The sequence below is a fragment of the uncultured Helicobacter sp. genome, from assembly GCF_910577135.1.
In the GTDB taxonomy this organism is placed as follows: domain Bacteria; phylum Campylobacterota; class Campylobacteria; order Campylobacterales; family Helicobacteraceae; genus Helicobacter_C; species Helicobacter_C mastomyrinus.
The window spans coordinates 1-12,161 of the sequence record NZ_CAJTLL010000030.1 but is presented as its reverse complement, the minus strand read 5'-3'; the positions used below and the strand labels follow the sequence as shown (position 1 = coordinate 12,161).

Annotated in this window: 12 protein-coding genes; all 12 read right to left on the bottom strand. The window is 38.2% G+C overall.

Going from position 1 to position 12,161, the window contains the following annotated elements; all coding sequences use genetic code 11:
* Positions 1-165 precede the first annotated feature (165 nt).
* The 12 genes from QZ289_RS10155 to QZ289_RS10100 all read right to left on the bottom strand — a co-directional run bounded on the left by QZ289_RS10155 (position 166) and on the right by QZ289_RS10100 (position 11,703).
* A complete protein-coding gene (locus QZ289_RS10155) occupies positions 166-1,095 on the bottom strand; it encodes a PLP-dependent cysteine synthase family protein (RefSeq protein WP_295702226.1) in 930 nt (309 codons plus the stop codon).
* The gene (locus QZ289_RS10150) at positions 1,095-2,249 is read right to left on the bottom strand and encodes a PLP-dependent aspartate aminotransferase family protein (RefSeq protein ID WP_295702224.1); all 1,155 of its coding nucleotides are present in this window, start codon (positions 2,247-2,249) and stop codon (positions 1,095-1,097) included. The genes QZ289_RS10155 and QZ289_RS10150 overlap by 1 nt, the downstream gene beginning before the upstream one ends.
* Before the next feature lie 10 nt (positions 2,250-2,259).
* Complete coding sequence (locus QZ289_RS10145; protein ID WP_295702222.1) at positions 2,260-3,033, bottom strand: cystathionine gamma-synthase; 774 nt, start codon at positions 3,031-3,033, stop codon at positions 2,260-2,262.
* A gap of 40 nt (positions 3,034-3,073) precedes the next feature.
* Complete coding sequence (locus tag QZ289_RS10140; protein ID WP_295702220.1) at positions 3,074-4,831, bottom strand: hypothetical protein; 1,758 nt, start codon at positions 4,829-4,831, stop codon at positions 3,074-3,076.
* Complete coding sequence (locus tag QZ289_RS10135) at positions 4,828-5,367, bottom strand: HyaD/HybD family hydrogenase maturation endopeptidase (RefSeq protein WP_295702218.1); 540 nt, start codon at positions 5,365-5,367, stop codon at positions 4,828-4,830. The genes QZ289_RS10140 and QZ289_RS10135 overlap by 4 nt, the downstream gene beginning before the upstream one ends.
* A gap of 1 nt (position 5,368) precedes the next feature.
* A complete protein-coding gene (cybH, locus tag QZ289_RS10130; protein WP_295702216.1) occupies positions 5,369-6,127 on the bottom strand; it encodes a Ni/Fe-hydrogenase, b-type cytochrome subunit in 759 nt (252 codons plus the stop codon).
* Between the two features lie 10 nt (positions 6,128-6,137).
* Positions 6,138-7,868 (bottom strand): nickel-dependent hydrogenase large subunit, encoded by a 1,731-nt coding sequence (locus QZ289_RS10125; protein ID WP_295702214.1) that lies wholly within the window; start codon positions 7,866-7,868, stop codon positions 6,138-6,140.
* Between the two features lie 10 nt (positions 7,869-7,878).
* Positions 7,879-9,039 (bottom strand): hydrogenase small subunit, encoded by a 1,161-nt coding sequence (locus tag QZ289_RS10120; protein WP_295702212.1) that lies wholly within the window; start codon positions 9,037-9,039, stop codon positions 7,879-7,881.
* A gap of 789 nt (positions 9,040-9,828) precedes the next feature.
* Positions 9,829-10,152: a glycosyltransferase family A protein gene (locus QZ289_RS10115; protein ID WP_295702210.1), complete on the bottom strand. Its 324-nt coding sequence runs from the start codon at positions 10,150-10,152 to the stop codon at positions 9,829-9,831.
* Positions 10,140-10,400, bottom strand: a complete 261-nt coding sequence (locus tag QZ289_RS10110; RefSeq protein ID WP_295702208.1) for a glycosyltransferase — start codon at positions 10,398-10,400, stop codon at positions 10,140-10,142. The genes QZ289_RS10115 and QZ289_RS10110 overlap by 13 nt, the downstream gene beginning before the upstream one ends.
* Positions 10,397-10,846, bottom strand: a complete 450-nt coding sequence (locus QZ289_RS10105) for a hypothetical protein (RefSeq protein ID WP_295702206.1) — start codon at positions 10,844-10,846, stop codon at positions 10,397-10,399. The genes QZ289_RS10110 and QZ289_RS10105 overlap by 4 nt, the downstream gene beginning before the upstream one ends.
* A 500-nt stretch (positions 10,847-11,346) precedes the next feature.
* The gene (locus tag QZ289_RS10100; protein WP_295702228.1) at positions 11,347-11,703 is read right to left on the bottom strand and encodes a radical SAM protein; all 357 of its coding nucleotides are present in this window, start codon (positions 11,701-11,703) and stop codon (positions 11,347-11,349) included.
* Positions 11,704-12,161 lie beyond the last annotated feature (458 nt).

Here is a 12,161-nt window from a genome sequence, read left to right as displayed (position 1 = left end):
AGAGCAAACTACAGGTATTACTCAAATCAATGAAGCTATCTCTCATTTAGAATCTGTAACACAAGAGAATGTAGAAACCTTACGTAAAACACAAGAGGTAAGCATAGGTATTGAGCAAATTGCAGGAGATATTTTACAAGATGCTAATAAAAAACATTTTGATACTTAATGTATCAAGTTTTTACTAAAATAGCGGCTTAAATCATCAGCAAAAAGCGTTACGATAAAGCTATTTTGCACTTCTTGCGCGAGTTGAAGCGAAGCATTAAGACAAGCTCCAGATGAGATTCCAGCTAAGATTCCCTCTTGTTTGGCTAAGATTCTTACACCTTCAAAGGCTTCCTCATCACTCACTTTTTTGACTTTATCCATTAAAGAAGTGTCCATAGTCTTGGGAATGACATTATTGCCAATACCCTCAATATTCGCGCAGCTCTCCACTCCTCCACCAATAATCGAACCTATCGGGTCGCATAGCACTCCTTGTATGCAAGAATCTTGCTCTTTAAAATAGCGCATACAGCCGCTGAAGCTCCCACCACTTCCCGCGCCGCATACAAAATAATCAAAAAGCGGTGTATTTGGGCGTTTAAGCCCTTGCATATCAGCATAAATTTCTGTTGCTGTGGTGAGATAATGTGCTTTGGGGTTTTGTGGATTTTCAAATTGATTAAGACTAAAGGCGTGTGGCATCGTGTCTAAAAGCTCTTTTGCCTTCTCTATCGCGCCTTGCATACCTAGCTCTTTGGGGGTGCTAATCACTTCTGCCCCAAGAGCACGACTTAAAATTTGCTTTTCAATGGAGAATTTCTCCGGCACGACAAGTATTGCCCTGCATTGAAATTGCTGTGCGACAAGTGCGATTCCAAGTCCGGTATTGCCTGCTGTGGCTTCAATGACCACAGAATCTTTGGTGAGTTTGCCCTTATCATAAAGCTGTGTGAAAATATGCAAAGCTACGCGGTCTTTAACGCCCCCTGCCGGATTGCGAGATTCTAATTTAGCAAAAATGCGATTGTTGTTTGGAATTGCTATGCGGGTGAGTTCTAAAAGTGGTGTATTGCCGATGAGTTCAAGAGTTGAAGCAATAAACATTATTTTATCTTTGATCTCTCAATGGCTTGATTTAAATCCTCTAATAAGTCCTGTGCGTATTCAATCCCTACCGATAGACGGATAAGCTGCTCGCTTATCCCTATATTTTCACGTATATCTTTGGGAATGGAGGCGTGTGTCATTGAGGCAGGGTGGCAAAGGAGCGATTCTACGCCGCCAAGACTTTCAGCAAGGACAATAATAGCAGTGGATTTAAAGAATGTTTTGTAATCATATTCATCCTTTAGTTCAAAGCTTAGCATTCCACCACCGCCACGTGCTTGTTTAGAGTGGATTGCATAGCCTTCATCACTAGGCAAACCCGGATAATATACTTTTTTTATGGCTTTATGTTTACTTAGAGATTGGGCGAGGAATAGGGCATTCTCACAATGCCGTTGCATACGCAAACCTAATGTTTTCATACCGCGTATGAGCAAAAAGCTATCAAAAGGGGCTAATACCCCGCCAATGCTATTTTGTAAGAATCCTATTCTTTGGGCGAGTTCCTCATCATTGACTACGACAAGTCCAGCTATCACATCGCTATGTCCGCCTAGATATTTTGTCGCGGAATGCAGCACGATGTCTATACCAAGCGCTAAGGGGTTTTGCAGATAGGGCGTCATAAAGGTATTATCTACAACGCTTAAAATGCCCTTGTTCTTACACAATGTAGCCACTTGCTTTAGTGGAGTGATGCTTAAAAGCGGATTGGCTGGGCTTTCTATAAACACCGCTTTAACTTCAGGTGTTATGGCTGCTTCAATGGCACTCAAATCCCTTGTGTCGATAATCTTATAGCTGATATTAAAATGAGAAAAGACTTTATCTAAGATTCTAAATGTCCCGCCATATACATTTTGGGAGATAATGATAGAATCTCCGCTTTTAAAGAGAGAGAGGACACACCCAATAGCTGCCATACCTGAAGCAAAGGCAAAGCCATATTTCCCGCTCTCACATTCTGCGATAAGGCTTTCAATACCATCACGTGTGGGATTCTTCGTGCGGGAGTATTCATAGCCTGAATGCTCCCCTAAGGCTTTTTGCGCGTAGGTAGATGTTTGGTATATGGGGCGATTTACCGCACCTGTGTGCGGGTCTGTCGTCATTCCTCCGTGTATGAGGAGCGTATCAAGTGTGCTTTTCATATCATTCCTTTTATTTACAAATGTATTTAACTTGGATTTTAGCTGTGATTTCTTGCTCTTTAGGCATAGGCAGCTCCCAGTTCACATCAGCATAAGCAGAGACATTACTTGTTTTAGTCATTCTCATTACTTCAGGCTGCAGGGTATTATTACCCATAGCGTCAGCACTTGCGAGAATGCAATGCTTATTTAGAATCTTAGAATAATCCTTTTCTTTGTGTTTGGCGAGTTCTAACGCACCGCCAAAGGCTTTATCCTGCGTGTCCTGCCACGCTTGAGGTGTGGCAATGACATTGACATTGGGTGCAAGGAAGCTAAGATACTTGTTTTGATTGATTTTTTTATCAATATTAGCGATGAATGTATCATATTCTTTCTTTTTTTCACTTGGGACATCGCATTCAAGGTTGAAGCTTAGTGTATAGCCCACTGTATCCCTTGCCGCACCATCTTTGTATTGGATATTAGGGCGTAAATCGTGATTGCCCCCCTCACAGAATCCCCGCTCTTTACTCAAATTAAGAATATCATTAAGCGTATTAGCAATGTCTTTTTTTGTGTTAGATTCTATCTCGCCACCTTTTCGTAAGGTATCGCTTTCAGTAATGCGGATACTCGCCTTATAGGCATTAGGCATAATATTGTGTGTGAAGGATACATTTTTATAGAGGCAAAGTGCATTTTGCGGACATTCATTCGTGCTAAGGACATCTTTATCACTACTGCAAGCACCTAACATAAGGGCTGCAAAGGTGAATATTAGGGTATATATGATAGCTTTCATATCTCTCCTTTGATTAAAATGCGTGGGATTATAGCCATTTTCAGTAATCTATCAAACCATCTTTTGGTAAAAGGAGTTGAATATTTTTAGGCAGATACTCTAAGATTCTATCAAGGAATATATGATGACTTAGCATATCGCCAAGCAAAAGAACTTTGTCAATGGCAAGATTGGTTAAAGTATCGCGCACGAGCGTAGCGACAAACTCACTTAGAGAATCTAATAGCCCAAAGCAGAGTATTTCATCCTCCATACCCGCGCATTTGAAGCTAAGACAGGAGCGGATAATGCGATGATAATCTAAAGAAATCTCATTATCCTTGCGTAAAAGTTTATAATCAATGCGGGGTCCCCTCTCACGCACGAATCGATATGCACGATAGAAAATAGCATTTTTATCATTGCTCTCTTGTGCGTGAAAGCCGAGTATGGTGGCTGCACTATCAAAAATATCTATAAGGTTGCTTGAGGGCATAAACGTGGAGGGTAGAGTGAAAGCATTAGAGGCAAGATTGGGAAAAAGTCTACTAAAGTTTTTGAGTAGCTCATCGCCGCTTTCATAGGAACGTGCAATGTTTTCAAGGATTAGGCGAGGATTATTCTCAAAGGCAATATCAAGGAGGATTCTAGCTGTTTGCTCGACAATAAGAAATGCACTTGGGTTGCGTGTGCTAAGATAAATTACTAGATGTCTTTGATTGTCTTTAGGGTTTAAATGTGCGTCTATAAGGGATTGCAGGGTGTTGCCTTGTGTAATGTGTGTATCGATAAATATGCCATTTTGAGCAATGCTTAGAATCTGCTCCTTTGGGCTAGGGGAGTGCTGAAAGTCAAAAGGTGTAGATTCTGTAGTGTGCGAGAGGAAGAAGTAGGAAATCTCTTCTTGCAAAAGCAATGCCCCAAGTAACGCCAAGGGCATATCATAGGGCAGTCCAACCTGCACTAAGCCGCATTTATTAATGGGAAATTGGGATTGAAAAACCTCCTTTGGCACAAGATGCGTTAAGGGCTTTTCAAAACTTGCAAGGATATCAATATGTGTTTGATGGGCGCGAAAGTAGGTTTTGAGTGAGGCAATATCGCATGCAATGGTCGTGTGTGTGCTAGATGTGGGAACAAGGGAGAGAAGCTGTGTCCCACGTGATGTAGAAAATGTAATGCTTTCTCCAGATTTGAGCGATTGAACGCTTTGTGTGAAATAATCTTTGCTTGGTTCTGTAAAAGGCTTGTGTGCTGGGGTATTTGGCGGGTTTAAAAGCCCAAAGGTGCCACTAGAGGGATTAAGAATATGCTGAAATGCTAAAGGTGTGTAGTAATAAGTCTTTGGTGTATCAAAATGTGCGAGAATAGATTCTGTATTGTGTAAGATTGTGTCACTTGTGATTTGAGGGCTGCCTAGTGGAAGGGCGTGGGTGCAAATATCGCTTAGAGATATTGGAGATGATGGGATATTAAGTGCCTCATAGAAGTCTTTTGGTGGATTAATGGGGGTAAGTTGCAGGAAATAAAAATAAAGCGAAAGGGGCATATTGTGCGCCATATCATTGGCAAACTGTAGGATATTTTGCGCATAATTGATGTCGTTGTTTCTATACGATTCTAAGGGGTTGCCATCTGTGGAAATATATGTTTTGTAAGATTCGCTTAAAGCGGATATATCGGGCAAGAGGCAATGCGTATGCTCTGCGTGTGTATAGAAAAATGCGTCTAAATGTAGGCTTTTAGCTGTTCTAGCAAGGATATAGAGGAAAAATTTTTCATCTCTACTTGTGTTAAAGAAGCTAAAGTCATAAATCATTCATAGCCTCTAAAAGAGCCGTTTGCCACTTCTTGTAAATCTCTATTATCGACTTTTTGCGCATAGATTCCATTTTGTTCTAAAAATTCTAGGGCAAGTTTTTCCATCACTTTTGCCCCCTCTTTTACCGCAGGAGAGAGGGTAAAAGCAGTATCTTCACCTATAACTTCAGGGATAATACCTATAATTTTTACAGGAGGCAAATCTCCACTAATGGCTGTGAGACGCAAGGTTTGGAGCATTTCTACTTCGTGGGCGCTTCCTGCCCAAGTGATGACGTTAGGGACATTATCAAAGTCAAAGTAATACACCTCGCCAATAGCAGCATTATTAACACTCACGCAATCAAGGATAAGCACCTTATCATAAGAAGTGATCAAAGGAATAAGCATAGTAGCTAATGTCCCACCATCGACAAAATCTACTTTGTTTTCGCCACTAAAACGATAGTTGAGTTTCAAAAAATTGCTTAAATGCACTCCAATACCCTCATCGCCAAAGAGGATATTGCCAACGCCAAGCACTAAAATTTTCATTTTAGATTTTTACATCATCAGTGTAGCGCATACCACTTATGATAGAATCTACTCCACCATTAGGATATTTCACTGCATTCCACACGGCTAAATAAATATGCACGGGGATAAAAATGACAAATGCCCAAGTTAAAATATGGTGAAAATTACGGACATTGGATAAGCCACCAAAAAGCACTTCCACCCATTTAAAGCAAAATGCTAAGATTGCTCCAAGTCCATCATTATAGACGTTATAATATAGCACTACACCTGTGAGTGAAATAAGTAATACAAGCACACCAAGACAAAAATATGTAACAAACTGCAAAGGATTGTATGCGCCATTAATATGAGGGTGATTACCTATAAAAAGATAGGCTTTGATTTGCGCTAACCATATTTTTCTATCTTTGACTTGAGCAAAGGAAATGCGCTCGGGCAGGGATTTTTTATCAAATAAAAAGAGATAGAGCCTAAAACACGAGATGGCAATCAGCACAAAGCCCATAATCAAATGCACACTCCGGATATAAGCCTGCAAGTAAGATGTGCCTACTACGCCCATAGGTTGCTTGATAACTACCTCTCCCTGTAAAGTCCCCTCCAAAGTAGCTTGTGTAATTTCGGGCTGAGATGTAAGAAAAGGATAGGCAATATAGAATCCTGTGGCAATAAGTGTAAAAATACACAATGCCCTTAACCAATGGAACAAACGAGTAAGTCCGGAAAACTCCTCGTGCATATGAAGTTCTTTTTTAAACATTTCTACTTTGCTCATATTGTCTCCTTTAGTGAAGTCTTGCAAATGATGGCTCTACTTTATATTCATTTAATTCATTGCCTTTTGTATCCATCACATGCACTGAACACGCAATACAAGGGTCAAATGAGTGGATATGGCGGATAATTTCTAAGGGTTGTGTAATGTCCTTAACTTTTGTTCCAATAAGACTCATTTCATAAGGTCCTTTTTGTCCCTTAGCATCGCGAGGTCCTGCATTCCAAGTAGATGGTACAACAGCTTGATAGTTTTCCACTACACCATTTTTGATACGTACCCAATGGCTTAACATACCTCGAGGCACATTCCCAATATAGCGTCCTTTGTATTCTTTGGATTTATCTATTGCATAAGGTGCGCAAGTATTTTTATCACCTGAAGCAAGATTTGCTACAAGAGCGTTAAAGGCCTTAATACCATTATCTGCTACAATTTTGCATTCAATTGCACGAGCAGCTGTTCTGCCGAGTGTGCTAAAGAGGGCAGCAGTAGGCAATCCTGTGGCTTCCAAAAACTCATCTACAACCTTGACAATAATAGGATTTTTGCTTGCATATCCTACAACAACAGCAGCAAGCGGTCCTACCTCCATAGGCTCACCATCATATCGTGGTGATTTAATCCAAGAATATTTTCCATTTTCATCAATGATTTTTGTATCTACTAGCTTACCATCTGGTCCAATGGTTTGAGCGTCCTTAAACCCTGTATATTGAGGATTTGTTTTACCATCATAAGGGTGGAGCGGCTCATTGTCTGCATACCACGAGTGTGTGGCTTCTTCTGTAATTTTGCTCTCATCAATAGGATAGACTTTACTTAAATCACCATTTTTGACAATTCCACTGCTAAATAAGAATTCATCTGCACCCACTTGCATTTCTTGGAAACTAATAAAGTTTTTTACCCCGCAGCCCTTTAGAACAGAATCTTCTGTTTTGTAAGCTTCGGCGGCCATAATGATATCTGCCCAATAAGCGCGATTAACAAACTCACCTACTTCTTTATATTTTGTAAGCCATTCACCCAAACGAGAAGGATCTAAAATATCCATAACAGATGTAACTCCACCTACTGTAAGGCTTTGCGGGTGAGGATTTTTCGCACCAAAAATAGCCATCATTTGTGCAATAATGCGCTGCACTTCAAGGAGTTTAAGATAATGTGAAAGCACGATAAGATTTTGTTCTGGGCTAAAGTGATAGGTTTTGTGTCCCCAATATGCATTTGCAAATGGTCCTAATGCTCCTTGTTTTACAAAAGCGCTTACACGTTCCTGAACTGCTTTAAGCTCATCTTCGCCTGTATAGATAGGATTAGGAGTGTATTTAAAAGCAAGTTTTGATGCCTTAGCACAATCAGCACTCAGTGCCGAAGTAATATCGCACCAATCAAGCCCGTGCAATGTATAAAAATGCACAGCGTGGTCGTGTAGAAAAAGTGAGATGTTCATCAATGTGCGCGTGAGAATAGCATTAAGTGGAGGTTTAATCCCTAATGCATTTTCCACAGCTGTAATACCCGCCTTATAATGAGAAAACGTGCATACACCGCAAATTCTCTGCATAAGAAACCCTGCATCACGTGGGTCACGATTTCTAACGATTGTTTCTAGCCCTCGCCAAAGTGTTGAAGTGGAAAATGCATCAGTAATGACATTATTTTCATCCACAATCACTTCGATACGCAAATGCCCCTCAATTCTTGTAATTGGATCTACTATTATACGTTTTGTCATCTTTTACTCCTTACTTTGCATTTTGAGTTGAGCTAATAATAGCGTGTGCAGCGATACCTATGGCTGCTGCTCCAAGTATTACCGCGCCGATGGTATCTGCTGTTTTATCTGCACCCATACCATTGAAGTTGGTTTGATAGAGGCGATTGCCGATAGGCTCTTCAAATGGATTCATCGTATCCCAAAACTTCGGCTCACTGCAGCCTATACAGCCGTGTCCTGCACCGATAGGCCAACTTGTATGTTGATTGAATCTTAATTTAGAGCAGTTATTAAATGTGTAAGGTCCTTTGCAACCAACTTTGTAGAGGCAGTAGCCTTTTTGTGCGTTTTCATCGCCAAAAGATTCTACAAATTGCCCTGCGTCAAATCGTCCTCTACGTTCGCATAAATCGTGGATTCTTAATCCATACGCCCAAGTTGGGCGGTTGTAAGCATCAAGTGTAGGGAGTGCACCAAAGAGGATAAAGTGTAGCACATTACCTACGATATTTTTTTCGCTTGGTGGACAGCCGGGAACGTTAATCACTTGGCGACTTGTGATTTCGCTTAGAGGCATAGCGTTTGTGGGGTTTGGATAAGCTGCTTGCACTCCTCCAAAGCTAGAGCAAGTGCCAATGGCAAATATTGCTTTTGCGTGTTTTGCTGCAACTCGCGCTTCTTCTGCACCAGTGCGTCCGTGTGCGCCAATAGTGAGGTAAAACTCGCTGCTACCTTTAGGGATACCACCCTCCACCATAAGGATATATTCACCAGCATATTTGTGGATAGCATTTTCTAGGTTTGCTTCTGCTTGCCACCCTGAAGCTGCCATAACCGTTTCGTGATATTCGAGGCTAATATAGTCAAATATGAGAGAATCTATACTTGGCGCATCGCTTCGCAATAGGCTTTCACTGCAACCTGTGCATTCTGCCATATGTAGCCATACCACAGGGAGGCGATTAGCGAGTTCAGCAGCTTTTGCAGTAAGGGGTGCAAAAGTCGCAGGCAGAGCAAGTGTAGCCGTCATCATACCAGACCATTTCATAAAATCACGGCGAGAAAATCCTTTAGATTCTAATTCTTTGATGAGATCTTTGCTTGCATTATGAGCGGGAAGTTTTGCGAGTTCATCAAGCCTTTGAGAGGCTTTTTTAAACAATTCTTCGTGTGCATCTTGTGTTTTCATAGCATACCCTTTCCTTAATTGAGATGTTGTTATAACTAGCAATTCTATACTAATTTTAAGAATCTATTTAATTAAAGTATGATGGATTTACTATAAAAGTAAAGTATTTTTAAACAAAAGTTACTAAAAGTAATCTATAACTTTATTTTTTAATATGTATTGATAGGTGGTAGAGTAAGTTGTAACTATTTTAATTGGGCTTTTAGGGTAGATATATGGGCTATTTTGATAATATTATATTTAATCAATAACTTTTTATCAGTTATTGATTAAGGTTATAAATTATGTCCTCTCCTAATTTTATGTATCCCTTTTTATATTGTAAAATGTAAAATTTTAGTGTATTGAAAATTTATCTCACAATAATTTCTAAAAAAGAGAAGTTGTGTTGTATTATGTCTATTGTGGTGATATAAGAATCAGTTTGCATAGAATTAATATTTTGAAAGACAATAGTTTTAAGGTTTAAATAATATTTTAATCAGTAGTAATATTTTTTTAATCCATACAAAATGTGTCAAAAGTGTAATTTTTGCATATTTTAAACGGTTACCATTTGAAAGAAATTCTAAGTAAAGCATTGTGCTTGAAAGTATAATATGGTTTTTTGTAAGGATAATATTAAAAAGCTGTTCAATATGACATTCCCTTTGAAAAAAATATCTTAAATCGAATTTTTTGCCATAATGATTGTTTAAGCCATGTATGCGATATTTAATACCACAAAAATTAAGATGATATATATTTGCTCCCACTAAAGCTGCGCCATAAATAATGCAATCATCAGCTCTAATTTTCCATTATGTTTTCTAAATTAAGCGGGAGGATTTTGGCAAGGGTGTCTTGACGAATACTGATACAAGAAGTAGAATGCCCGAGATATTCTTTTAAATAAAATGTTCGAAATATTCCAAAGCCTAAATTGCCATATGGGTGAGGGCTTTCCCGTTTGATTGGGTCGGTGCTATTGCATAGTGTTTTAATATCACAAAATATCATTTCTACACTTGGATTAGATGTATATGTCCTTATGCATTGTAAGGTATAGTCTGGATTCATTATGTCATCTGCATCCATAAAAAAGACAATTTCCTCATCCCTTAGCGCTTGCAATCTTGCATAAAGCTTCCTAGCTGCCCCTTATTGCTTTGGGTGATTAACGTAATATTTTTTGTTTGCTGTGATTGACAGAAATTTTGTATTGTCTGCACAGAATTATCTTCACTTCCATCATCTACGAGTATGATATGGCAATATGGATAGTTTTGGTTAAGTATAGACTGCAGACATTCTGTAATAAAGGCTTCGTAATTATAGCAACTCACAATGACTGCAATTTGAGGCATACAAGTAGTAGTCATAATGTTTCCTTTTCTTGTTGCTGTTGTTGGATATTTGTTAATTTGTCAGCATTAAAAAACCATTCAAACTCTTCTCTTTCAATGACTTTGTATTGATATTGCGTATAAAATCGAGGATCGCTAATTTGTTCCTTATTGCCTTGAGGTGTGAATATATGGATAGGTTTAATCGCACTACTTCCAAATTCGTCAATAAAGTCTCTGTAAAATCCATCACAAATATTTTTAATAGAGCAGTCGGTGCATTTTTGATGATGAATTTTATGTTGTGATATTTTTGCCATAATTTCTTTTTGTTCTATATAAAATGCTTCTATTTTGCTTATGCTTCCTGTATTGCGATATATTTTAGGGATATTTGGAGTATAGAAGCGAATTTTGTTTAAAATAGGCTTTTGGTAGGGCAGTGAATCATAATATTTGGGTATTTTATAAAATACATTCAAGAAAGGTTTTATGAGTGATTTAAGCTACCAAATTTTTGCCTTAAGAGTTGTCGCACGATAAAAAACGTGAAAATTTAATGCGCGAAAAAAGATAATATACACCTTTTCGTTTTTCAATTAGTGCTTTTGCTTGTCTTTGAGCAGGTCTATCAATCCATAGGCGAGAGCTAGGCTCCCACTCGTGATTATCATATATCATTTGCAGGCTATTTTGGATATTTTTTCTATATTTCTCACTTATTACACAAAAAGGCAAAAAACGAATATTTACTTCAATATTATGGGATTCTAATAGTGATACAAGGTTCGAGTTTTTGCCCTATGATGTCATAATATGGAATTTTATGGGTATCTCTTAGGATTTTTTGGTCTCCAGTGTTGTTGTAAGCAAGGAAATTTATAGCTCTTGCTTTGTAATGTAGAGCAAGATTCGTAATTGACTCTAGGTCATTAATAATTTTATTAGAAAGCACAGCATTTACACGAATAGGGATTTCAAGTTATTGAAGGTTTTCTAGTGCTTGTATTTGTTTGTCAAACGCATCTTTTTTGCCTACGACTTTGTCATAATTTTCACCTATACCGTGTAGGGATACTAAAAAGTCATAAATTCCAGCTTCTTTAAATTTTTGTGCGTGTTTAAAGTTTGCTAAAGAAATAAGATTCGTGATGAGAGTTGGTTTAAGCCCAATGCTATTACAATATTTGATAAGATCAAAAATTTGTGGATAGATAGTTGGTTCACCACCCTGAATATCAATACTATTTAGTCCATATTCTTCGACAAAGATTCTACAAATTTCTTTGGCTTTATCTAATGTGAAAAATGGATGTTCTGGATGGTTTTTATTGGCAATTCGTTCGGCAAAGTAGCAAAAATAACAATTTAGATTGCAAGTTTGACCTAACCATTATAACGCCACGTCTTGTGGGAAGTTTTTTGTAGTGAGAACAAAATGAGGAGATATATTTAATGTATGATAATAGAGATTATCCCCCCCCCCCATATATTTTTTATTAACTGTATTCATTTTGTATTCCTTGGAATGTTGAAATTATAAGCTAGAATATTTAGCATAAAATTTGAGATTTTATTCTTATTTTGTGTATTTTGCGCGCAATTAGTTTGTGGATTCACTGATGGGAGACTACAAAAATTTGTGTTTTTTGAATGATAAGATTAATAAAATTTAAGCAATAAAGCATTGATAAAACAAGTATTATGATTATTGGATACACCAGCTCAAAAACCAACACTATGGCTTAAGAATATCAAGATTCTCATCATAATCTTGCGTTTGTATCCCCAATATAT

Coding starts and splice junctions, on each gene's coding strand:
- QZ289_RS10155 (WP_295702226.1), bottom strand. CDS start 1,095: ATGTTTATTGCTTCAACTCTTGAACTCATCGGCAATACACCACTTTTA.
- QZ289_RS10150 (WP_295702224.1), bottom strand. CDS start 2,249: ATGAAAAGCACACTTGATACGCTCCTCATACACGGAGGAATGACGACA.
- QZ289_RS10145 (WP_295702222.1), bottom strand. CDS start 3,033: ATGAAAGCTATCATATATACCCTAATATTCACCTTTGCAGCCCTTATG.
- QZ289_RS10140 (WP_295702220.1), bottom strand. CDS start 4,831: ATGATTTATGACTTTAGCTTCTTTAACACAAGTAGAGATGAAAAATTT.
- QZ289_RS10135 (WP_295702218.1), bottom strand. CDS start 5,367: ATGAAAATTTTAGTGCTTGGCGTTGGCAATATCCTCTTTGGCGATGAG.
- cybH (WP_295702216.1), bottom strand. CDS start 6,127: ATGAGCAAAGTAGAAATGTTTAAAAAAGAACTTCATATGCACGAGGAG.
- QZ289_RS10125 (WP_295702214.1), bottom strand. CDS start 7,868: ATGACAAAACGTATAATAGTAGATCCAATTACAAGAATTGAGGGGCAT.
- QZ289_RS10120 (WP_295702212.1), bottom strand. CDS start 9,039: ATGAAAACACAAGATGCACACGAAGAATTGTTTAAAAAAGCCTCTCAA.
- QZ289_RS10110 (WP_295702208.1), bottom strand. CDS start 10,400: ATGACTACTACTTGTATGCCTCAAATTGCAGTCATTGTGAGTTGCTAT.